At 69.9% G+C, this 22,480-nt stretch carries 22 protein-coding genes and 1 tRNA gene; 17 read left to right on the top strand and 6 right to left on the bottom strand.

Annotated elements, in window-relative coordinates; all coding sequences use genetic code 11:
• Positions 1-12: 12 nt before the first annotated feature.
• Positions 13-249, bottom strand: a complete 237-nt coding sequence (locus ACWPXE_RS10740) for a sulfurtransferase TusA family protein (RefSeq protein ID WP_454017813.1) — start codon at positions 247-249, stop codon at positions 13-15.
• 188 nt (positions 250-437) lie between these two features.
• Between ACWPXE_RS10740 and ACWPXE_RS10745 the strand changes: the two genes are divergently transcribed.
• Positions 438-1,478 (top strand): SDR family oxidoreductase, encoded by a 1,041-nt coding sequence (locus ACWPXE_RS10745; protein ID WP_454017814.1) that lies wholly within the window; start codon positions 438-440, stop codon positions 1,476-1,478.
• Here ACWPXE_RS10745 and ACWPXE_RS10750 read toward each other — a convergent pair.
• Complete coding sequence (locus tag ACWPXE_RS10750; RefSeq protein ID WP_454017815.1) at positions 1,468-2,217, bottom strand: sulfite exporter TauE/SafE family protein; 750 nt, start codon at positions 2,215-2,217, stop codon at positions 1,468-1,470. The genes ACWPXE_RS10745 and ACWPXE_RS10750 overlap by 11 nt on opposite strands.
• A gap of 160 nt (positions 2,218-2,377) precedes the next feature.
• Between ACWPXE_RS10750 and ACWPXE_RS10755 the strand changes: the two genes are divergently transcribed.
• On the top strand, positions 2,378-2,782 hold the full coding sequence (locus tag ACWPXE_RS10755; protein ID WP_454017816.1) for a four-helix bundle copper-binding protein: 405 nt from the start codon (positions 2,378-2,380) through the stop codon (positions 2,780-2,782).
• A 10-nt stretch (positions 2,783-2,792) separates the two neighbouring features.
• On the opposite strand, the gene ACWPXE_RS10760 is transcribed toward ACWPXE_RS10755, so the two are convergent.
• Positions 2,793-3,683 carry a hypothetical protein gene (locus ACWPXE_RS10760; protein ID WP_454017817.1) on the bottom strand — a complete coding sequence of 297 codons (891 nt, stop codon included), beginning with the start codon at positions 3,681-3,683 and terminating at the stop codon, positions 2,793-2,795.
• Positions 3,684-3,824: 141 nt separating this feature from the next.
• On the opposite strand from ACWPXE_RS10760, the gene dcd reads away from it, so the two are divergent.
• The 15 genes from dcd (at position 3,825) to leuD (ending at position 20,499) form a co-directional block, all read left to right on the top strand.
• A complete protein-coding gene (dcd, locus tag ACWPXE_RS10765; RefSeq protein WP_040134349.1) occupies positions 3,825-4,409 on the top strand; it encodes a dCTP deaminase in 585 nt (194 codons plus the stop codon).
• 329 nt (positions 4,410-4,738) lie between these two features.
• The gene (locus ACWPXE_RS10770) at positions 4,739-5,533 is read left to right on the top strand and encodes a GntR family transcriptional regulator (protein ID WP_454017818.1); all 795 of its coding nucleotides are present in this window, start codon (positions 4,739-4,741) and stop codon (positions 5,531-5,533) included.
• A gap of 78 nt (positions 5,534-5,611) precedes the next feature.
• Positions 5,612-6,856, top strand: a complete 1,245-nt coding sequence (locus tag ACWPXE_RS10775; protein ID WP_454017819.1) for an ABC transporter substrate-binding protein — start codon at positions 5,612-5,614, stop codon at positions 6,854-6,856.
• A gap of 111 nt (positions 6,857-6,967) precedes the next feature.
• Positions 6,968-7,840, top strand: coding sequence for a branched-chain amino acid ABC transporter permease (locus tag ACWPXE_RS10780; RefSeq protein WP_454017820.1), 873 nt, complete (start codon positions 6,968-6,970; stop codon positions 7,838-7,840).
• Complete coding sequence (locus ACWPXE_RS10785) at positions 7,837-8,835, top strand: branched-chain amino acid ABC transporter permease (protein WP_454017821.1); 999 nt, start codon at positions 7,837-7,839, stop codon at positions 8,833-8,835. The genes ACWPXE_RS10780 and ACWPXE_RS10785 overlap by 4 nt, the downstream gene beginning before the upstream one ends.
• Positions 8,822-9,568 carry an ABC transporter ATP-binding protein gene (locus ACWPXE_RS10790; RefSeq protein ID WP_454017822.1) on the top strand — a complete coding sequence of 249 codons (747 nt, stop codon included), beginning with the start codon at positions 8,822-8,824 and terminating at the stop codon, positions 9,566-9,568. Before ACWPXE_RS10785 ends, ACWPXE_RS10790 begins: the two co-directional genes overlap by 14 nt.
• Positions 9,561-10,274 carry an ABC transporter ATP-binding protein gene (locus ACWPXE_RS10795; protein WP_454017823.1) on the top strand — a complete coding sequence of 238 codons (714 nt, stop codon included), beginning with the start codon at positions 9,561-9,563 and terminating at the stop codon, positions 10,272-10,274. Before ACWPXE_RS10790 ends, ACWPXE_RS10795 begins: the two co-directional genes overlap by 8 nt.
• 25 nt (positions 10,275-10,299) lie before the next feature.
• A complete protein-coding gene (locus ACWPXE_RS10800) occupies positions 10,300-11,727 on the top strand; it encodes an MmgE/PrpD family protein (protein ID WP_454017824.1) in 1,428 nt (475 codons plus the stop codon).
• Position 11,728: 1 nt separating this feature from the next.
• Positions 11,729-12,631: an isocitrate lyase/PEP mutase family protein gene (locus ACWPXE_RS10805; RefSeq protein ID WP_237906011.1), complete on the top strand. Its 903-nt coding sequence runs from the start codon at positions 11,729-11,731 to the stop codon at positions 12,629-12,631.
• Positions 12,628-14,373, top strand: a complete 1,746-nt coding sequence (locus ACWPXE_RS10810; RefSeq protein WP_454017825.1) for a hydantoinase B/oxoprolinase family protein — start codon at positions 12,628-12,630, stop codon at positions 14,371-14,373. The genes ACWPXE_RS10805 and ACWPXE_RS10810 overlap by 4 nt, the downstream gene beginning before the upstream one ends.
• A gap of 19 nt (positions 14,374-14,392) precedes the next feature.
• Complete coding sequence (locus ACWPXE_RS10815) at positions 14,393-16,465, top strand: hydantoinase/oxoprolinase family protein (RefSeq protein WP_454017826.1); 2,073 nt, start codon at positions 14,393-14,395, stop codon at positions 16,463-16,465.
• Positions 16,462-17,076, top strand: a complete 615-nt coding sequence (locus tag ACWPXE_RS10820) for a cysteine hydrolase family protein (RefSeq protein WP_454017827.1) — start codon at positions 16,462-16,464, stop codon at positions 17,074-17,076. Before ACWPXE_RS10815 ends, ACWPXE_RS10820 begins: the two co-directional genes overlap by 4 nt.
• On the top strand, positions 17,073-18,482 hold the full coding sequence (locus ACWPXE_RS10825; RefSeq protein WP_454017828.1) for an FAD-dependent oxidoreductase: 1,410 nt from the start codon (positions 17,073-17,075) through the stop codon (positions 18,480-18,482). Before ACWPXE_RS10820 ends, ACWPXE_RS10825 begins: the two co-directional genes overlap by 4 nt.
• Positions 18,479-19,900, top strand: coding sequence for a 3-isopropylmalate dehydratase large subunit (gene leuC / locus ACWPXE_RS10830; protein ID WP_454017829.1), 1,422 nt, complete (start codon positions 18,479-18,481; stop codon positions 19,898-19,900). Before ACWPXE_RS10825 ends, leuC begins: the two co-directional genes overlap by 4 nt.
• 2 nt (positions 19,901-19,902) lie before the next feature.
• On the top strand, positions 19,903-20,499 hold the full coding sequence (leuD, locus tag ACWPXE_RS10835) for a 3-isopropylmalate dehydratase small subunit (protein WP_454017830.1): 597 nt from the start codon (positions 19,903-19,905) through the stop codon (positions 20,497-20,499).
• Between the two features lie 26 nt (positions 20,500-20,525).
• Here the strand turns inward: leuD and ACWPXE_RS10840 are convergent, their stop codons facing one another.
• The 3 genes from ACWPXE_RS10840 to ACWPXE_RS10850 form a co-directional block, all read right to left on the bottom strand.
• Positions 20,526-21,422 carry a diguanylate cyclase gene (locus ACWPXE_RS10840; RefSeq protein WP_454017831.1) on the bottom strand — a complete coding sequence of 299 codons (897 nt, stop codon included), beginning with the start codon at positions 21,420-21,422 and terminating at the stop codon, positions 20,526-20,528.
• A 143-nt stretch (positions 21,423-21,565) separates the two neighbouring features.
• Positions 21,566-21,655, bottom strand: a tRNA-Ser gene (locus ACWPXE_RS10845).
• A 206-nt stretch (positions 21,656-21,861) separates the two neighbouring features.
• Entirely contained in the window at positions 21,862-22,434 is a 573-nt protein-coding gene (locus ACWPXE_RS10850) for a hypothetical protein (protein WP_454017832.1), read from the bottom strand.
• Between the last annotated feature and the right edge of the window lie 46 nt (positions 22,435-22,480).

Genomic DNA, 22,480 nt, shown 5'->3' on the forward strand with positions numbered 1-22,480 from the left:
CAATGACGGGAATCACGCGGCGGTGGCGCCGCGGCGGATGTGGTACACGAACACCTCGCCGCGCGTCTCGTGCGCCAGCAGGACGTTTTCGGTCGTGTTGCAGAAATGCTTGAAATCGATGATCGACGCCGGGTCGGTGGCGTAGACGATCACCTCCTCCCCCTCGGCCATTTTGTCCAGCAGGGCGCGCGTCCGCAGGATGGGCAGCGGGCAATGCAGCCCCTTCACGTCGAGTTCCTTGGCCGCCACGGACTAACCTCTTCTTCTGCATGGGCACCGGACGCCGCGACTGTAGCGGGTTCGCGCCGCCGTCTCCACCGTTCCCATAGATTTGGCGTTCCGGACGGTTTGGCGGTCCGGAAGCCCAGGGCACCTTTGCCGGGCTGGGATGTTAGCCAGGGAAATGGATTCGAACGAACAATGCGGGAGCAACGCTTATGGCCGGTCGGCATTTCGACAAGGTGGTGGTCATCACCGGGGCGTCCAGCGGGATCGGCCGGGCGACCGCCCTGGAGTTCGCGCGCCATGGCGCCGCGGTGGTCCTGGCGGCGCGGCGCCATGCCGCCCTGCACGAGGTCGCGGAGGACTGCATCGAAGCTGGGGGGCGGGCGATGGTCGTGCCCACCGACGTGCGCGACCAGGAGCAGATGAACCGGTTGGCCGAGCGCGCCATCGAGGTGTTCGGCGGGATCGACGTCTGGGTGAACAACGCGGGCGTGATCGCCTTCGGGCGCTTCGAGGAGACTCCGCAGGACGTCTTCGAGGAGGTGATGCGCACGAACTTCTTCGGCACCGCCAACGGCTGCCGCGCCGTGCTGCCGCATTTCCTGGAGCGGGGGGAGGGCACGGTCATCAACGTCGCCTCGCTGGCCTCGATCGTCGGGCAGCGCTACGCCGCCGCCTACGCCGCCAGCAAATTTGCAGTGCGCGGTTTCTCCGAGACGCTGCGACAGGAGCTGGTGGAGGATCCCGGCATCCAGGTCTGCACCGTGCTGCCCGGCCCCATCGACACGCCGCTGTGGCAGCATGGCGCGAACTACACCGGCCGTGCCGTCAAGGCGATGACGCCGCTGCGCCCGCCGGAGGAGGTGGCCGAGGCCATCCTGCGCCTGGCCGAGAATCCCCGGCCGGAGCTGTTCGTCGGCGCCGCGGGGCGCTCCGCCGCCCTGCCGCATGTGGTGGCGCCGGCGCTGGCGGACCGCATGCTGGCCCACCGGATGGACCGCGACATGTTCGACAACCGCCCGGCCCACGACACCTCCGGCGGCGTTCTGGAGGCCATGCCGGACTATCGCGAAGCGAGCGGCGGCTGGATGGAGCGTGCGGCAGCGCAGGCGCCGCAGGGCCGGGTAGAAGGTCGCCGCGCCTTGTGCTGGACCAACGTCGCCCTGTTTTTGCTGCCCATCGGACTGATGAGCCGTCTGCCCGCCCATGTCTGGGAGCGGCGGGGGTGGGGGGAGTCGAGGGTCAGGCCGTGAGCATCTTGAGGCCGGACAAAGCGAGGATCGTCGCCAGCAGATAGCGCAGCGCCGCGGTCGGCAGGTGGCGGCTGCCCAGCCAGGCACCGACCGCCCCGCCCATCCCGGCGGCGGCCAGCCACCAGGGCAAGGCCGCAGGCAGGGTGGTCGCGGCCGTCCAGGTGCCGGCCAGCGCCGCCGCCGAGTTCAGCAGGTTGTAGGCGGCCGAGACGGCGGCGGCGCGTCTCGTTTCGACCCAGCCCATGAGCAGGATCAGCGGCGCCAGGAAGATGCCGCCGCCGGTGCCGGTCATCCCGGACAGAAAGCCCACCGCGGCCCCGGCGACGAGCGCCGGGAGAAAGGGTGGTGTGGTTGTGTCCGCCCGTTCGGGCGTTCCGCGGGTCGCCCAGGTGGAACGCGCCAGTTCCAGCGCCGCCAGAAGGAGGATCGCCCCGACCAGCGGGTAGTAGAGATGGGGCGGCAGGTGCATCGTGCCACCGAGGAACGAGAAGGGCATCCCCAGAACGCCGAACGGGTAGAAGGCCCGCCACGTGAACAGCCCGGCGCGGGCGAAGCGCACGGTGCCGATGGCCGCCACCAGGAGGTTGAGGGCGAGCGCCGTCGGTTTCATCGTCGCCGGGTCGAGCCCGACGATGCCCATGACCGCCAGATAGCCGGAGGCTCCGGCCTGCCCGACCGCCGCGTACAGCGTGGCGACGGTCAGGATCAGCGCCGTCAGACCGACCGTCTCGTTGAACACCCGTGTTTCCTCTCAAGCCGTACCGGTCGCTTGTAAACCGGGGGCGCGGGCGGGACCAGAGAAAGGGCGGAGATTTTCCGAACCATGGCGGCGTGGCGCTGTTGGCGGGGGAGGGCGTCAATGCCCATACCCCCTCATCCCTGTCCTTCGGAGGCTGCCCATGCACGCCCGCGAAATGATCAACACGCACCCGCAGGTCCGCGGAAACACCAACGACGCGCTCATCCGCTGCATCGAGGCCTGCTATGACTGCGCGCAGACCTGCACCACCTGCGCCGACGCCTGCCTGGGCGAGGATCAGGTGGCCGAACTGGTCCAGTGCATCCGCCTGAACATGGATTGCGCCGACGTCTGCACTTCAGCCGGCTCCGTCGCCACCCGGCGCAGCGGCTCCAACGAGGTGGTGATCCGCGCCATGCTCGAAGCCTGCGCCACCGCCTGCCGCCTGTGCGCCGAGGAGTGCGAGCGGCACGCCGGCATGCACCAGCATTGCCGCATCTGCGCCGAGGCCTGCCGGGCCTGCGAGGACGCCTGCCGCAAGGCTCGGCAGACCCTGAGCCACTGACCGCGGCGGTTTATCCGCCGTTGCCGAGAATCACGCTGTCCAGGTAATCGGCGAGCAGCGGGCCATCGCCGAGCCCGAGCAGCAGCTTGGACGAGACATTGCCGTTCTCCGTCCGCAGGCCCGGAACCGCGGCGTGGCGCGTGAGGAAGCCGTCCAGCCCGGCATTCCAGGCGGCGTCGGCGTTGCGGCAGAAGATCTTCGACAGCGAGAAATGCGGCACCTTGCGGAAGGGGCTGGCGAGGCGCTTCCCCTGGAAGACCGCCGGCGGGTTGCCGTGGGCGCGGTAATGGGACTCCAGCGTCTTGCGGAAGCTCTGGAAGGATGTCCCGCCGCTCTCCATGCCGATGGTGACGACCGGCACGCCGAGCAGGGCCACCGAGTCGGCGATCAGGCGGGCGTTCTCCTCCTGGTCGCGCCGGATGGCCTCGGCGAGCGCCGGATCGTCGCGCATCGCCTCGGTCAGCCCCACCGTGCGCGGCGTGTGGAAGGAGCTTTTGTTCAGCACCATCACCTTGCTGCGAAAGGACCCGGCGCCGAAGATGCCGTCGAAGAAGCTGTGCGCCATGGCCCCCGCGCGCCCCTGGACGCACAGATAGACGGACTGCTCATACTCCCGGCGCCCCGGATTGTCGCCGACCAGGATCAGTTCTGGCAAGGGGCCGTCCCCGGCGCTGTAGGCGGCGAGGTCGTCGTTGATGACGAACAGCGGCGACACGGAGTCCCGAAGGGCGCGGACCCGCTCCCCATGTTCGGCGACGCGGGTCCGGAACAGCGAAACCGCGTCCGGCCGGGCGTCCGCGGGCGGGACATCGCCCAGGATGACGGACAGACGCCGCAACTCGGCCTCGTGGTTTGTTGCCGATGGGTCCGTTGCCGCCGCGTCGATCGAGGATACCGCCATTCCCATCACCCCTTGTGCTGACGAGCCTCATCTAAGGGACTGGTGATTGTGTTGTCGAGAGGCGTCGATCCGGCTATAGAGTGCGCCAGGAAAGCGACCGGAGCCGCGCCGCTTGCGGTTTCGACAGGAGGGTCGGAAAGAATGAAGCTGTCAGACGTCGATATTCGCCGATACCTCGCCGAAGGACGCATCGAGATCGACCCGTTGCCGGCCGAGAGCCAGATCGGCGCCATGTCGGTCGACCTGCAACTCGGGAGTGCCTTCCAGGTCTTCCCGCCGGGCAAGGCGGCCTTCGTCGACCTCGCCCCGCCCGAGGGTCATCCCAGCCAGGTTCCCGACAAGCTGATGGACCGGGTCGAGGTTCCCGTCGGCGAGCCGTTCTTCCTCCATCCGGGCGAGCTGGTGCTTGGCATCACCGTCCAGCGCATTGGCCTGCCCAACGACATCGCCGGCCGTCTGGACGGCCGCAGCAGCCTCGCCCGTCTGGGCCTGATGGTGCACGCCACCGCGCACACCATCGATCCAGGCTGGAATGGCCGCATCACGCTGGAATTCTTCAATTGCGGACGGTTGCCGCTGGCGCTGCGGCCGGGCATGCGCATCTGCGCCCTCAGCTTCGAGACGCTGATGTCGCCGACCTCCAAGCCCTACGCCGCGCGCCCCGACGCCAAGTACCGCGACCAGCTCGATCCGCTGCCAAGCCGGATCAATCTGGAACAGCCCTGACGGCAAACGCCGAGAACGACGAAAAGGCGCCTCCCTTCCGAGGCGCCTTTTTCTTTTGGGCATCCGGCTTGCCCATCCTCGCCCATCCTCGCCCACCGCGCCCGCCCGCCGCAACCGGCGGCGTCGCTCATCCCTGTCACTTCTGAGGTGCGGACCGAGCCCGTGCCGGCGCGCGTGCCCGCAGGGGCTCGGCAGGGACACGATTGATCGCTCCTGGATCATTCGCGTCCCCAACATCGCTGTTGACCAAAGCTGTATCATCGATCATACAGGTTCCTGTCTTATGCAGAGACAGACACCGGTTTCCAGCGAGAGGGAGGCGGGGCACTGTGAAGTCGTCGGTCGAACCGCTGAAAGCGCGCAGGATCTATCTGCTGCTGCGCGACCGCATCGTCGCCGGCGACCTGCCGCCGGGCAGGCGCCTGCCGGGGGAGCCGGCGCTGGCCGCCGAGCACGCGGTGTCGCGGGTGACCGTGCGCCGGGCGCTCGACCTGCTGGAGAAGGAAGGGCTGGTGCAGCGCAAGGCCGGCTCCGGCACCTTCGTCCATGACAGCCGCAGCGTCCGTCCGATCGTCGCCGACCTCTCCAACGTGCTGTCGCACCTGATCGACATGGGACGCAGCACAGACGTGAAGCTGCTCTCCTTCGGGTACGTCGCGCCGCCGGAAGCGATCGCCGAAAGCCTGGGCTTGAAGCCGGGTGAGCGGGTCCAGCGGTCGGTGCGCGTTCGGCTGATCGACGGGGAGCCCTTCTCCTACCTGACCACCCATGTGCCGGAATGGCTCGGCCTGACCTATTCGGAGGCGGAACTGGCGGCGCGCCCGCTGCTGGAGCTGATCGAACGGTCGGGCGTGAAGACCGAGCGGGCGACCCAGGCGATCAACGCCACGCTGGCCGGGCCGGAGCCGGCGGCGGCGCTCGATCTGGAGATCGGTTCGCCGCTGCTGACGCTGACGCGCATCGTGCACGACCCGGCCGGCCGTGGAGTGGAGCATCTGCACGCTCTGTACCGGCCCGACCGCTACAGCTTCCACATGGATCTGGTGCGCATCGGCGATGACGGGGAACGGCGCTGGAGCCCGGCCCTGGGGCGACCGCGGGCGCCCAGTAAAAAAGGCCGATAAGGCCAACACCGACAAGAACAAAGCGGGCGAAAAGCCCACCCGCGGCTCGCGGGCCATCAAGCAGAGGAGTTGAGCGTTATGGGACGTTCGGTTCAGGACTCCGCACTCTCCGGCATCTCCCGCCGCACGGTGCTCAAGGCGGGCGCCGCGGCGGCCGCCTTCGCGACGGTGCCGGTGGCCGCCCCGTCGATTCTGCGGGCGCAGACCCCGGCCGTGAAGATCGGCATCCTCCAGCCGGTGACCGGCGCGCTCGCCCATGACGGCGACCTCGGCCGGCTCGGCGCCGAGATGGCGATCAACGAGATCAACGCCGCGGGCGGCATCAAAGCGCTGGGCGGGGCCAAGATCGAGATGGTCTTCGGCGACGCCCGCTCCACGCCGGAGGCTGGCACCCAGGAGGTCGAGCGCATGCAGGCCGAGGGCGTGTGCGCCATCGTCGGCGGCTTCGCCAGCCCGATCTGCCTTGCCGCCTCCCAGGCGGCGGCGCGCTACGATCTGCCCTATCTGGTCGATGTCGGCGTGTCGGACCAGATCATGGCGCGCGGCCTGACCAACACCTTCCGCTTCAGCCCCGGCTTCGGCAAGGTCACCCAGGTCGCGCTCGACAACCTCACCAGGATCAACGAGCTGGCCGGCAAGCCGGCGAAGACCGTCGTGCTGGTGCATGAGGACGGCCTGTTCGGCTCCGGCCTCGCCAAGCTGCTGCAGGCCGAGTTGCCCAAGCGCGGCTTCGAAATCCTGGAGACCATCGCCCACCCGACCCCGGCGCGCGACATGTCCAACGTGGCGCTGCGCATCCGCTCGCTGAATCCGGACCTCGTCATCCCGTCCAACTACTACGGCGAGTTCGTTCTGCTCGCCCGCACCATGCAGCAGCAGCGCATCAAGCCGAAGGGCGTCTACGCGGTTCTTGGTGGGGCGGCGTCGAACGGGCGCTTCGTCAAGGAATTCCCTCAGGCGGCCCAGAACGTCATCGACTGCAACCACTGGCACGACCCGAAGAATCCGAAGGCGCTGGCGCTGCGCAAGGCGGTGGAGGCGCAGGGCAAGTCCTTCGCCTACAACGTCCCGCTGAACTATTCGAACCTGCTGCTGCTGGCCGACGCCATCGAGCGCGCCGGCTCCGCCGACCGCAAGACGATCATCGAGGCGCTGAACAGCTCCACCTTCTCCGGCCACATCATGCCCTACGGCGCGACGAAGTTCGTGAACGGCCAGAACGAGGGCGCCACCCCGATCAACACGCAGATCCAGGGCGAGGACATCAAGGTGATCTTCCCCGAAGCCGTTGCGGAAGCGAAGGTCAACTTCCCGGCGACGTAATCCGTCCCGTCGCCTTCACGCCTCCCGCCTTTCCTCCCGCCCGTGCTGCGGCGCCGCGCAGCGGCCGCCCGGGACGGGTGAGAGGACCATTTCCCTCATGCGCTGGCTGCCATGTATTCACCTCAGATCATCCTGGAAGCGGCGCTGAACGGGCTGATGACCGGCGCGGTCTACGCGCTGATCGCCCTCGGCCTGACGCTGATCTACGGCGTGCTCCACATCATCAACTTCGCCCATGGCGCTCTGCTGACCTGCGCCATGTTCGCGGTCTGGGTCGCCTGGGCTTGGCTCGGCCTCGACCCCTATCTGGTGATCGTACCGCTGGTGCCGCTGATGTTCGTGCTGGGCTACGGGCTGCAGCGCTTCGTCATCGGGCCGGCCAGCCACGGCGACGACGGCAACATCCTGCTGGTCACGCTCGGCCTGTCGATCGTGCTGGAGAATGTGCTGCTGGCGGTCTTCCAGTCGGACACCCGCACGCTCGACACCGATTATTCCTTCCAGGTGGTCGCGCTGGGGCCGCTGCTGCTCTCTTACCCGCGGGTGATCGGGCTGGGGGTGGCGGTGGTGGTGACCGGGCTGCTCTGGCTGGTGCTGAACCGCACCGACACCGGCAAGGCGATTCGCGCCGTCGCCAAGGAGAAGCTGGGCGCCAATCTGGTCGGCATCGACGTGCCGCACGTCTACGCCATCACCTTCGGGCTGGGCTGCGCCTGCCTCGCCGTGGCCGCCGGCCTGCTGATGCCGACCTTCTACGTGAACCCGCGCATCGGCAGCGCCTTTGTGCTGGTCGCCTTCACAGTCGTGGTGCTGGGCGGCATGGGATCGCTCCCCGGCGCGCTGCTGGGCGGCCTGTTCATCGGCGTGGTGGAGAGCCTGTGCGGCCTGTTGCTGGGCGACAGCCTGGGGCAGATCGGCATCTTCCTGATCTTCATCGCCGTGCTGCTGGTGCGGCCGACCGGCCTGTTCGGAGCCAAGGCATGACCGCGCGCGACCTGATCCCGATCGCCGTCCTGGCCGTTCTCGCCGCGCTGCTGCCGCTGGTGGTGACGTCCAGCCCGGTGATGAACTTCCTCGTCTTCACGCTGATCGTGGCGCTGGGCGCGCAGGGCTGGAACATCCTGGGCGGCTTCGGCGGCCAATTCAGCTTCGGCCACGCCGCCTTCTTCGGCACCGGGGCCTATGTGACGGCGATCCTGCAACTGCGCTATGGAATCAACGCCTGGGCCGGGCTGCTGCTGGCGACGGCGGCGGGGGCGGCGGTCGCCTGGGCCATCGGTTTCCTCAGCTTCCGCTCCGGCCTGCGCGGCTCCTACTTCGCGCTGGTGACTCTGGCCTTCGCCGAGGTGTTCCGCATCCTCGCCAACGCGACGCCCGTCACCGGCGGCGCCGCCGGCCTGCTGATCAAGCTGGACGTCCACCCCGCCAACCTGCAATTCGCCGACCGCGCCGTCTTCTACTGGCTGGTCCTCGCCTTCGTCACCGGCGTGCTGCTGCTGACGCGGTGGATTCAGCGCTCCCGCTTCGGGGCGCAGCTCGTCGCGGTGCGCGAGAACGAGGACGCGGCCAAGGCGCTGGGCGTCGATTCCCTGAAGGTGAAGCTGCGCGCCATCGCCCTGTCGGGCGCGGTGACGGCGCTGTCCGGCTGCCTCTACGCCCAGTATTTCCTCTACATCGACGCCCACATCGCCTACGGGAGCTGGATCTCGGTGGAGTTGCTGCTCGCCCCGATCATCGGCGGCGTCGGCACCGTCTTCGGGCCGGTGGTCGGGGCGCTGACCCTGCACGGGCTGGGCGAACTCGCCAAGCAGTTCGCCGGCCGCATCGCCGGCATCGACCTGATCGTCTTCGGCAGCGTTCTGGTGCTGGCCGTCGCCTTCGCCCGCGGCGGCATCCTGGGCCTGCTGGAGCGGCTGCGCGACCGCGGCCGCGGGATGATGACGCGCGGCGCCAAGGAGGTGTCCCATGCTGGCCGTTGAGTCCGTCTCCAAGCGCTTCGGCGGCCTGATGGCGGTGGACAACGCGTCGCTCGCGCTGCAGCCCGGCGGCATCATCGGCCTGATCGGGCCGAACGGCGCCGGCAAGACCACGCTCTTCTCGATGATTTCCGGCTTCGTGGCACCCAGCGACGGGCGCATCCTGTTCGAGGGCACCGACATCACCGGCGAGGAGCCGCACCGCCGCGCCGAACGCGGCATCGGCCGCACCTTCCAGATCGTCCAGCCCTTCGCCGGGCTGACGGTGTGCGAGAACATCGCGGTCGGCGCCTATCTGCGCCACGCCAGGCGCGCCGACGCCATCGCCAAGGCGCGCGAGGTGGCCCGCCGCGTCGGGTTGGCGGCCGAGCTGGACCGGCCGGCCGGCGGGCTGACGGTGGCCGGGCGCAAGCGGCTGGAGCTGGCCCGCGCGCTCGCCACCGAGCCGAAGCTGCTGCTGCTGGACGAGGTGCTGGCCGGCCTGAACCCGTCGGAGATCCGCGACATTATCCCGGTGATCCGGGGCATCCGCGACGAAGGGGTGACGATCCTGATGATCGAGCATGTCATGCAGGCGGTGATGAACCTGTGCGAGCGCGTCTATGTGCTGGCGCAGGGCCGCATGATCGCCGAGGGCAAGCCCGCCGCCGTCTGCGCCGACCCCCGCGTGATCGAGGCCTATCTCGGACACGGCGCCGCCGCCCGTCTGGCGGCGGAGGGCGCGGCCCATGGCTGAGGCGCTTCTGAGCATCCAGGGCCTGAGGACCGGCTATGGCGCCACCGAGGTGCTGCGCGGCATCGACATGGCGGTGCAGGACGGTGAGATCGTCACGGTCCTCGGCTCCAACGGCGTCGGCAAGACGACGCTCAACAAGGTGCTGTCGGGCGTGCTGCCGCCCTGGGCGGGCGAGATCCGCTTCACCGGCAGCCGTATCGACGGCCGCTCCGCCGCGCGCATCGTCGAGGAGGGGCTGATCCAGGTGCCGGAAGGCCGCAAGATCTTCCCCAACCTGTCGATTCGCGAGAATCTGGAGCTGGGCAGCTACCGGCGCGGCAAGGCGAACCGGGCGCGGAACCTGGAGCGCATCTTCACGACCTTCCCCCGCCTGAAGGAGCGCGAGGGCCAGCTCGCCGGCACGCTGTCGGGCGGCGAGCAGCAGATGCTCGCCATCGGGCGCGGCATGATGGCCGAACCGCTGCTGCTGATCCTCGACGAACCGTCGCTCGGCCTGTCGCCGCTGGTGGTCGAGGAGATGTTCGGGCTGATCCGCCAGTTGAACGCGGGCGGGCTGGCGATCCTGCTGGTCGAGCAGAACGTCGTCCAGTCGCTGGAGGTCGCTCGCCGCGCCTACATCCTTGAAAACGGCGTCTTCGCGCTGTCGGGACCGTCCGACGAGATCGCGCGCGACCCCGAACTGAAACGCACCTATCTCGGCCTCTAGGGGCCGTCCGCTCGGGAGCGGTGACATGACAAGCCTGTCCTTTGACGTGAAGCCGGCGAGCCAACTGCTCGCCGCCGCCCGCCCGTCCTGGCTCGACCGTTGGGGCACCTTCGCCGCCGGCCTGACCTTTGCCGACCTGCCGGCCCCGGTGGTGCAGCGGGCGAAGCTGGTGCTGCTCGATTGCGTCGGCGTGATCGCCGCCGGCATGCAGGAGCCGGAATGCCAAGCGCTGGCGGGCCGTATGGCTGAGACCGGCGATCCCGGCGACTGCCCGGCCATCGGCAGTGGCCGGGGCTTCGCCGCCGGGTCCGCCGCCTTCCTCAACGGTCTGGCCGGAACCATGCTGGAGCTGGACGAGGGCAACCAGTACGCCCGCGGCCATCCGGCGATCCATGTCGTGCCGGCCCTCCTCGCCGCCGGGCCGCGCCTGAAGGCGTCCGGCGCCGACCTGCTGACCGCGCTGGCGCTCGGCTACGAGATCGGGTCGCGCATCGGCATCGCCGCCAAGCTGCTGGTCACCACCCACCCGCACGGCACCTGGGGCACCGCCGGGGCGGCGCTGGGCGTGGCCCACCTGAACCGCGCCGACGCGGCGCTGATGATCGAGACGCTCAACATCGCCTCCACCCTCGGCCTCGCCACCAGCCGGCGGACGATGCTGGAGGGCGGCACGGTGCGCAACGCCTACGCCGGGGTGTCGAACCAGCTCGGCCTGACCGCTTGGGATCTGGCGGCGAGCGGCATCGTCGGCGAGACCGATGGGGTGGGCAGCGTGTTCGGCGGCGTCATCGCCACCGACTTCCGGCCGGAGCTGATGGTCGAGGAGCTGGGCGAACGCTGGGAGATCGCCCGCAACTACTTCAAGCGCCACGCCGCCTGCCGCTACACCCACGGCGCGCTCGACGCGCTGGGCGACATCGTGGCACGGGCCGGCGGGCGGATCGCCCCGGCCGACGTCGCGGCCATCGAAGTCGACACCTACGTCTGGGCCGCCCAGCTCGACGGGGCCGAGCCGAAGAACATGCTGGCCGCGAAATTCTCGCTGCCCTTCGCCCTGGCGACCTTCCTCGCCAACGGCGCCGCCACACCCGACGCCTTCCGCGACGGTGCCCGCGAGGACGCGGCGACCCGCGATCTCGCCCGCCGGGTGATCGTGCGCGAGGACCGCGGCCTGAGCGCCCGCCTTCCCGGCCTGCGCCCGGCCCGCGTCCGCCTGACGCTGGCCGACGGCCGGCGCTTCGAGGCCGAGGTGCTGACCAACAAGGGCGACACCGAGGACCCCTACAGCCCGGAGGAGGTGCGCGCCAAGTTCGCCGACCTCGCCGGCCCGGTCTGGGGTGTGTCCCACGCCGCCGCCATTGCCGACTGCGTCGCGTCGATCGACCGCACGGCCGACCTTTCAACCCTGACCCGGCTTCTGTCGGCGCCCGCCGCCGCCGGGGGGAGCGTCTGAGATGACCCGACCCGACCTCACCTTCAAACAGCGGCTTTCCGAGGACCGCGTCGTCCTGGCCCCCGGCGTCTACGACGCCTTCACCGCCTCGCTGGCAGCGGGCGCGGGGTTCGAGGCGCTGTACCTGTCGGGCGCGGCCATCGCCTATACCCGGCTCGGCCGGCCCGACATCGGGCTGGTGTCGGTCAGCGAGGTGGCGGACACCATCGCGCTGGTGCGCGACCGCGTGCCGACTCCGCTGGTGGTGGACGCCGACACCGGCTACGGCAACGCGCTCAACGTGCAGCGCACCGTGCGCATGTTCGAGCGGGCCGGCGCCACCGCGCTTCAGCTTGAGGACCAGAGCTTTCCCAAGCGCTGCGGCCACCTGACCGACAAGGCGGTGATCCCGGCCGGCGAGATGGCCGGCAAGATCAAGGCGGCGGTCGACGCCCGCACCAGCGAAGGCACGCTGATCATTGCCCGCACCGACGCGGTGGCGGTGGAGGGAGTCCCGGCGGCGCTCGACCGCGCCCGGCTCTATGTCGAGGCCGGCGCTGACGTGCTGTTCGTCGAGGCGCCGAAGAGCCGCGAGCAGCTGTCCGCCATCGCCACCGACCTCGGCGGCATCCGCCCGTTGCTGGCGAACATGGTGGAGGGCGGGCAGACGCCGATCAGCTCCGCCGCCGACCTGGGCGATCTCGGCTACCGGCTGGTGATCTTCCCCGGCGGCATCGTGCGGGCGCTGGCCCGGCAGGCGCAGGACTATTACGCCTCGCTGGCTGCCCACGGCACCACCCAGCCCTTCCGCGACCGCATGTTCGACTTCAACGCGCTGAACGATCTCATCGGCACGCCGGAGATGCTGGCGCTCGGCGAAACCTACAAGGACTTCACCTCCGCCAAGCGGGAGGATGCGGCATGACCACCAAGACCACCACAATCGACCCCGTCACGCTGGCCGTCCTGAAGGGCCGGCTGGAGCAGATCGCCGACGAGATGGACGCGACGCTCTACCGCTCCGCCTTCAACCCGATCATCGCCGAGGCGCGCGACGCCTGCCATGGCCTCTACCACGCCGAGACCGGCGCCACCCTGGTGCAGGGAACCAACGGCCTGCCGATCTTCGTCGGCGCCATGGCCTTCGCGGTCAAGGCGGTGATCGACAAGGTGGCGCGGGAGGGCGACCTGCACCCCGACGACATCTTCCTGTTCAACGATCCCTACGACGGCGGCACCCACCTGAACGACTTCCGGCTGGTGCGGCCGATCTTCCGCCAGGGCCGGCTGTTCTGCTGGATGGCGTCGGTCGGCCACTGGCTCGACATCGGCGGCAACGTGCCCGGCAACTTCAACGCGCGGGCCACCGACAGTTTCCAGGAGGGGGTGCGCATCCCGCCGGTGAAGCTTGTCAAGGCCGGGGTGATGAACCACGACCTGCTGGCGATCCTCGCAGCCAACTCCCGCGTGCCGGTGTCCAACTACGGCGACCTCAACGGGCAGCTCAACGCGCTCGATCTGGGCGTGCGCCGCCTGACCGAGCTGCTGGACGAGCATGGCGAGGACACCGTCGCCGCGGCCTTCGACGCCTTCACCGCGCGGGCCGAGGCGCTGATGCGCCGCGCGCTGTCCAAGCTGCCCGACGGCACCTACAGCTTCGAGGATTATCTCGACAACGACGGCATCACCGCCGACCGTCTGCGGATCGCGCTCGACCTGACCATCGCGGGTGATCGCATGGTGCTGGACTTCTCCCGCTCCTCGGCACCCTGCGCCGGGCCGCTCAACATCGCCTATTCCACGGCGGTCGCCTGCTGCTACGTCGCGCTGAAGCATGTCTTCACCGACGTGCCGGCCAACGCCGGCTGCCTCAACCCTATCACCTTCGTCATCCCCGAGACGACTCTGCTGGCGGTGAAGCCGCCCAAACCGGTCGGCGGCTACACCGAGACCATCCTGCGCGTCATTGGCGTGGTGTTCGGCGCGCTGGCGCTCGCCGACCCGTCCCGCGCCACCGCCGCGCCCTTCGGCACCATCAACGCGCTGTCGCTGGCCGGCCACCGTCCGGACGGCTCGCGCTGGGTCATGTTCTCCTTCTTCGGCGGCGGCCTGGGCGGCAACCCGGAGAGCGACGGGCTGAACCACGCCAACAACCCGATCTCGACCGCCACCATCCCGCCGGTGGAAATCCTCGAAGCGGCCTATCCGGTGATGTTCACCCAATGGGCGCTGCGTCCGGATTCCGCCGGGGCCGGACTGCACCGCGGCGGGCTGGGGGCCGTCTACGAGATTGAGGCGCTGACCGCCGCCGACGTCTTCCTGCTGGGCGAGCGCGGTGTCTTCGCGCCCTTCGGGGTGGCCGGCGGCACGCCCGCGGCGCTGAACCGCTTCGTCTGGCAGAGCGACGAGGGCGAAAAGTCGCCGCCGCTCGCCTCCAAGGTCACCGACGTGAGGATCCGCGACGGCCAGCGCGTCCGGCTGGAGACTCCGGGTGGCGGCGGCTGGGGCGACCCGAAGCGGCGCGACGCCGAGGCCGTGGCCCGAGACGTGCGGCTCGGCTATCTCGGCGCCGAGGCCGCGCGCAGCGCCTACGGCGTGGCGCTGACCGACGACGGCGCGCTCGATGTCGCCGCCACCGCGGCGCTCCGCGAAACCTCCGCCGCCTGACGAATCCGGAAGCAAGACCATGAGCAACGGCATCTCCACAGGTGCAATCGTCGGCGTCGACGTCGGCGGCACCTTCACCGACCTGTTCCACTACGACGAGGCGCGCGGCAGCTTCCGCACCGCCAAGGTCCCGTCCAATCGCGGCGACGAGGCGGTCGGCTTCCTTGCCGGCCTGCAGAGCTTCGGCCCGGTCGCCGAGCTGGGCTCCATCGTCCACGGCACCACGGTCGGCACCAACGCTCTGCTGGAGCGCAAGGGCGCCAAGGTCGGGCTGATCACCACCGCCGGCTTCCGCGACGTGCTGGAGATGCGCCGCCGCGACCGCCGCCAGACCTGGGGCCTGTGGGGCGACTTCGTCCCCGTGGTCGACCGCGACCTGCGGCTGGAGGTGGCGGAGCGCACGCTGGCCGACGGCACCGTCCGCGCCGCCGTCGATCCCGACGAGGTGCGCGCCTGCGCCCGCCGGCTGGCCGAAATGGGGGCGGAGGCGCTGGCCATCGTCTTCATCAACGCCTACGCCAACCCGGCAAACGAGCTGGCGGCGCTGGAGGCGGCGCGCGAGGTCTGGCCCAACGCCAACCTCGAATGCTCGTCGCGCATCCTGCCGGAAATCCGCGAGTTCGAGCGCACCTCGACCACCGCGCTGAACGCCTATCTCCAGCCGGTGGTCGGCAGCTACCTCGCCAAGCTCGACAACGCGCTGGCCGGGGAGGGGTTCGGCGGCCGCTTCCACATCGTGCAGTCGAACGGCGGCGTGATGTCCACCGACACCGCGCGGCGCCTGCCGGTGCGCACCGCCCTGTCGGGGCCGGCGGCCGGCGTCATCGCCGCGGCGGCGATCGCCAAGGCGGCGGGCTTCCCCAACGTCATCACCGGCGACCTCGGCGGCACCAGCTTCGACGTGTCGCTGGTAGTCGAGGGGCAGACCATGCTGGCCGCCCAGACCACCATCGACTTCGGTCTGGTCGTCCGCACGCCGATGATCGAGATCACCACCATCGGCGCCGGCGGCGGCTCCATCGCCGGGGTTGATCCCGGCGGCATGCTCCAAGTCGGGCCGGAGAGCGCCGGCTCGCGGCCGGGGCCGGTCTGCTACGGCCAGGGCAATACCCGCCCGACGCTGACCGACGCCAACGTGCTGCTCGGCCGCATCAACGCGGAGCGTCCGATCGGCGGCAAGCTCGCCCGGCTGGACGTCGACGCCGCCCGCACCGCCATCACCACCCACGTCGCCGAGCCGCTCGGCCTCGACGTCATGGCGGCGGCGGAGGCGGTGGTGCGCATCGCCAACAGCAAGATGGCCGGCGCCATCCGCCTCGTCTCCATCGAGCGCGGCCACGACCCGGCCAAGTTCGTCGCCGTGCCCTTCGGCGGCGGTGGCGCGCTGCATGTCGGCGCTCTCATCAAGGAGGTCAGGCTGAAGGCGGCGCTGGTGCCGCGCTTCCCGGGCGTGACCTCGGCGCTCGGCTGCGTCATCGCCGACATCCGCCACGATCAGGTGCAGACGGTGAACCTGCCGCTGGCCGGCATCGACGCCGCGTCGCTCGACCGCCGCATGGTGGAGGAGGCGACCGCCGCCCGCGCCGTGGTGGAGTCAGCCGGCCTCAGCGTCGAGCGCATCGACCTCGTCTTCGAACTCGACATGCACTACATCGGCCAGACCCACACGGTCGCCGTGCCGCTGCCGGTGTCGGTGGCGAACGGGACCACGGATGTCGACGAGGCGACCATCCGCGCGGCCTTCGAGCGTGCCTATCAGGCGTCCTTCAGCCGGCTGCTGCCGGGGGTTGGCGCCAAGATCGTCAACCTGCGCACCGCCGCCATCGGCCGCCGCCCGCACTTCGACCTCGCCGCCCTGGCCCCGGCCGCCGGCACGACGGTGGAGGGCGCCTATGCCGGTTCGCGGCCCGTCTGGTTCGACGGGGCGTGGCACGAAACGGCGGTCTACAACCGTCTCGACCTGCCGGTCGGTGCGCATGTCCAGGGTCCGGCGATTCTGGAGCAGCCGGACGCCACCACCGTCATCGATCCCGACCTGAGCGCCCGCGTCGACGGCTACGGCAACGTCATCGTGGAAAGGAGCGCCCGATGAGCGCCGCGGCAATCCCTTTGGAGCGCACCGCGCTTCTGGTCTGCGATCTGCAGAATGATTTCCTGCACGCCGAGGGGGCCTATGGTCGCGCCGGCCAGACGGCGCCGGAGATCCTGGCCCTGCCGGAGCGAGTGAAGCCGCTGGCCGACCGTCTGCGGTCGCGCGGCGGCTGGGTCATCTCGACCAACTTCACGCTGGTTCCCGGTCGCGGCGGCGAGCCGATGATCTCCCCCCACCTGAAGGCGCTGCGTCCGTTCCTGGCGAAGGGCGACTTCCAGCCGGGCGGCTGGGGCCATCGCACGGTGGACACGCTCCAGCCCGTCGATGTGGAGGTCGAGAAGATCGCCTATTCCGCCTTCTACATGTCGCGGCTGGAGTGGGTGCTGCGCAAATGCGGGGTGGAGCGTCTGCTGGTCTGCGGCATCGTCACCAACGGCGGCGTCGCCTCGACCGTGCGCGACGCCCATGTCCGCGACTTCGACACCATCCTGCTGGAGGACGGCTGCGCCGCTTTCACGACGCAGGTCCATGACGTCTCGGTCGCCGCCCTGCGCCCGGTCTGCCGCGTGGCGACGGTCGCGGCGATGCTGGAGGAGCTGTCCGCGCCATGAGCCGCATCCTGCCCGCCGAGGGCGTGACGTTCGAATTCACGGTGCCCGTCGTCGTGATCGGCGGCGGTGCGGCCGGGATGATCGCCGCGCTCGCCGCCCACGAGCGCGGGGCGGAGGTGCTGGTGCTGGAGCGCGACGCGCTGCCCCAGGGCTCCACCGCCCTGTCGGCCGGCCTGATCCCGGCGCCGGGCACCCGCTGGCAGCGCGCCGCCGGGATCGAGGACAGCGCGGAACTCTTCGCTGCCGACATCATCGCCAAGGCGAAGGGGGAACCCGACCCGGCGGACGTGTCCCGTGTCGCCCACGCGGTCGGCCCGGCGCTGGAATGGCTGGCCGACCGCTATGGCCTGCCGTTCTCGATGGTCGACAACTTCACCTATCCCGGCCACAGCGCCCGGCGCATGCACGGGCTGCCCAGCCGGTCGGGGGCGGAACTGATCGACTGGCTGCGCGGCGCCGTCGAGGCCGCCGGCATCGACGTGCTGTGCGAGGCGCATGTGACCGCGCTCCACGCCGACGGCCCGCGCGTGCGCGGCGTGGAGGTCACCCGGCCCGACGGCAGCGTCGAGCGGGTCGGCTGCGTCGCCCTGGTCCTCGCCTGCAACGGCTATGGTGGCAACCGGGAGCTGATCGAGCGTCATGTGCCGGAACTGGCCGACGCGCTCTATTTCGGCCATCCCGGCAACCAGGGCGACGCGCTCCTCTGGGGGGAGGCTCTGGGGGCGGCGACGCGGTACCTGTCGGGGCACCAGGGCCACGGCTCGGTCGCCCATCCCGCCGGCATCCTGGTCACCTGGGCGACGGTCACCGAAGGCGGCGTGCAGGTGAACACGGACGGCAAGCGCTTCTCCAACGAGGCGCAGGGCTATTCGGAGCAGGCCGCCGTCGTGCTGCGCCAGCCGGACGGCGTCGCCTGGACCGTCTTCGACGAGCGCATCGCCGCCGTCGCCCGCCAGTTCGAGGATTTCCGGCAGGCCGAGGCGATGGGCGCGGTGCTCGCCGCCGACAGCCCGGCGGACCTTGCCCGTCTGATGAAGGTCGACGCGGACGCCTTGGCCGCCACCTTGGCCGAGGTCGACCGGTTGAATGCCGCAGGGGAGACCGACGGCTTCGGCCGGGACTTCGCCGGCGCGGCCCCTCTGGCAGCGCCTTACCGCGCCGTCCGCGTCACCGGCGCCCTGTTCCACACCCAGGGCGGGCTGGTCGTCGATGACGATGCCCGCGTCTTGAGCGGGGAGGGCGGCCCGCTGCCCAACCTCTACGCCGCCGGCGGGGCCGCCTGCGGCGTGTCGGGATCGAAGGCGTCCGGCTACCTGTCGGGCAACGGGCTGCTGACCGCGGTGGCGCTTGGGCGCATCGCCGGGGTGGCCGCCGCGGACGCCGTGAAGGAGGAAAGCACCCCATGACGTCGCACCCCCGCAGCCTGTTCGACAAGGTCTGGGACGCCCATCTGGTGGCGACCCGGCCGGACGGGCAGGCGCTGCTCGCCATCGACCGCCATTTCCTGCACGAGGGCTCGTTCCACGCCTTCGGCATGATCGACCACGCCAAGCGCCCGGTGCGCCGGCCGGAGCTGACCTTCGCCGTCGCCGACCATTACGTGCCCTCGCACAGCCGCGCCAAGCCGATCGCCGATCCCGAGATCGCCAACATGGTGACGATGCTGGAGGCGAACGCCGGCCGCCATGGACTGCGCCATTTCGGTCTGCACGATCCGGCGCAGGGCATCGTCCATGTGCTGGCGCCGGAACAGGGGCTGACCCTGCCGGGCCTGACCATCGTCTGCGGCGACAGCCACACCTCCACCCACGGCGCCTTTGGTGCGCTCGCCTTCGGCATCGGCGCCACCGAGGTGTCGCATGTGCTGGCGACCCAGACGCTGTGGCAGCGCCGGCCCAAGACCATGCGCGTCACCGTCGATGGGGAGCTTGGCGAGCATGTGACGGCCAAGGACCTGATCCTGGCGGTGATCGGCTTCATCGGCGCCGACGGTGCGGCCGGCCACGTCATCGAATACGCCGGCAGCGCCATCCGCGCCCTGTCGATGGAAGGCCGGCTGACCGTCTGCAACATGTCGATCGAGGCGGGGGCGCGGGCCGGCATGATCGCCCCCGACGACACCACCTTCTCCTGGATCGAAGGACGAACCTACGCCCCGAAGGGTGCGCTGTTCGACCGTGCGGTCGAACATTGGCGCACCCTGCCCAGCGATCCGGACGCCGCCTTCGACCGCGAGGTGTCGCTCGACGCCGCCGCCATCGCCCCGTCGGTCACCTGGGGCACCAGCCCGGAGACCGCGGTTCCGGTCACCGGCGCGGTTCCCGATCCCGGGACCGAGAGCGACCCGGTGCGCGCCGGCCAGATGCGCAAGATGCTCGACTACATGGGGCTGGCCCCCGGCACGCGGCTGGAAGAAATCGGCATCGACCGCGTTTTCATCGGCTCCTGCACCAACGCCCGGCTGGAGGACCTGCGCGCCGCCGCCGCCGTGCTGCGCGGCCGCCGCGCCGCGGTGCCGGGGCTGGTGGTTCCGGGATCGGTCCCGGTGCGCCGTCAGGCCGAGGCGGAAGGGCTGGACCGCGTCTTCACCGACGCCGGCCTGGAATGGGGCGAGCCCGGCTGTTCGATGTGCGTCGGCATCAACGGCGACCTCGTCCCGGCTGGGGAGCGCTGCGCCTCGACCACCAACCGCAACTTCCCGGGCCGTCAGGGGCCGAACGCGCGCACGCATCTGATGAGCCCGGCCATGGCCGCCGCCGCCGCCGTGACAGGGCGCCTCACCGATGTCCGGACGCTCGATGTCCGCAAGCTCGGAGCTTCGTAAGGATGGACCCCTTCGTCACGCTGACCGCGCCGGCGGTGCCGCTCGACATCGCCAACATCGACACCGACCAGCTTTTGCCTGCCCGCTTCCTGAAGAAGCCGCGCAGCGCCGGTTACGGCAATTTCCTGTTCCATGACGAGCGCAAGCCAGGCTTTCCGCTGGACGACCCGGCCTTTGTCGGGGCGCGCGTGATGGTGACCGACCGCAATTTCGGCTGCGGGTCGTCGCGGGAGGGGGCGGTCTACGCGCTGGTGGACGGCGGGTTCCGCTGCGTCGTCGCCCCCAGCTTCGGCGACATCTTTGCCGCCAACGCTGCCAAGAACGGCCTGCTGACCATCACCCTGCCGGAGGAGACGGTGGCGGAACTGCGCCGCCAGTTGCAGGAAACGCCGGGCGCCGCCGTCACCGTGGACCTGTCGGCCCAGACGCTGACCGGCCCGGACGGCCAGCCGCTGACCTTCGCCATCGACCCGTTCAAGAAAGAATGTCTGATCGAGGGCCTCGACGACGTGGCCCTGACGCTGCGCCACCAGGACGCCATCGATGCCTTCGACCGCGCCGACGCCGAGGCGCGGCCCTGGCTGGTGCCGGGAGCCTGACGGGTAGTTGACGGCTCCGCACCGGATCACGGCGCGGCGTCGCACACCACGCGGTTGCGGCCGCCGTTCTTCGCACGGTACAGCGCCTCGTCCGCCCGGGCGAGCACCGCGGCGACGCTGGTCTCGGCCGGTCGCAGCGCGCTGACCCCGATGCTGACCGTGAAGGAGAGGACGGACCCGGCGCCGTTGGCGATGCGCACGTCGGTTTCGGAAAGCGCCCGGCGCAACCGCTCCGCCAGCAGCGCCGCTCCCTGTGGCGGCGTTTCGGGCAGCAGGATGGCGAACTCCTCGCCGCCCAGCCGGCCCAGGACGTCCGCGCCGCGGACCATGGAGCGGCAGACGCGGACCACGGTGCGGATGGCCTCGTCCCCGGTGGCGTGGCCGTAGGTGTCGTTGACCTTCTTGAAGTGGTCGATGTCCAGCATGATTGCCGACAGCGGTTGGCCGCTGCGCTGCGCCCGAGCCACCTCGTCGGCGGCGCGCGCCATGAAGCGCCCACGGTTCAGTGCGCCGGTCAGCGAATCGGTGGTGGCGAGGCGCTCCAACTGGCGCTGCATGTCGACCACGCGGGAGGCGGCGAGCAGCCGGGCGCGCAGCCATGTCAGGTCCAGCGGCTTGCGCAGAAACTCGTCGGCGCCGTTCTCCACGACCTCGAAGAACTGGTTGGTGATGCTGCCGGGGATCATCAGCATGAGGTAGAGGTGCCGTTCCCGCTGCGCCGCACGCAGGTGCCAGCAGACCTCCACGCCCTCCATCTCGCCGACGCGGAAATCGACCAGCGCGATGTCGATGGGCTCGTCGCGGCAACGCGCCAGCGCCGCCTGACCGCTTTCGGCAAAAGCCGCCTGATGGCCGAAGCCCTCAAGCTGCTGGCACAGCACCGTGCGCGCCATGCGCGAATCGTCGACCACCAAAATCCGCATGCGGCCTCCACGACCATTGCTTCAGAGAAGCACAAAGCCCTGAAGGAAACATTACAATCGTATGGATTTTCAAATGAACCGGGATCAAGGGAATGTAAGCGCCGATTCGGTTGGGAAACGCAGAAATGCAAGCGGAAATTGGGTGGCGGATGGGGTGGGATTCGAACCCACGGTGAAGTTGCCCCCACGCCAGTTTTCAAGACTGGAGCCTTAAACCGCTCGGCCACCCATCCAATCAACGCCTTCAAGGGCTTAGCCTTGCGCGTCTGGGAACCATTGCTCTCTGGTCCCTACCCTGATCCCCGAAATTGGCGCCCGATCTCAGGCTATCCCCTCACCGAGGATCAGAAGCGGGGGGAACATGCCGTGTCCCCGTTCTTCGGTCAACTCGCTTTTGATGCTCGTCGCGCGGGGGCCGTCTTGGTTCAACGTGGGGAAGTCACATCCGGATCGGGCGGCCCAGGTTCGACAGCCGCTTCGTCGGCTTCGGGGGCGTCGGAGAGTCGGAGAAATCCGGCAGGCTGGGGGCTCGGCTGAGGACCTTGCGGATCATGACGCCGGTCGCCTCCAGATCCTCGATCACCGTGGCCGAAACGCGGCCCGCATAGTGTGGGCGGTCCAGCTTGCTGCGCATCTCCTCGATGATCTTCAACTCCGGCTCGAACAGCTCGCGGGCGCCCATGGGGAGCGCCTGATCGTCCCGCATCCGTTCGAAATAGTTCCGGGTGGCGCGGGCCAGCAGGCCGGTCAGGAGAAGGTCGATCCGTTCGAACTCCGTGCGCAGGTCGGGCAGCTTCGCCGTGCCAACGGTCGTCAGGCGCTCTTCCGTCAGGGTAACGAGGGCGCGCACCTCCTCCACCTTCCGGCGGAAGCCGAGGAACGAGGAGAAACGGTCTTCCTGGATATCGCGCTGTGCACGCACGCCCAGTGCGACCGCTTCGCCGGCCTGCTGCTCGATGGCCGTCAGCAGTTCTTCGATCGCTCTGCGACCGCTGTCCTGTCCCCAGACCATCGTCTTGCCGCCTCTCCCCGCGGATGGACGCTCGCTCGGTTTTCGA

This window comes from Azospirillum sp. Marseille-Q6669, assembly GCF_965111635.1.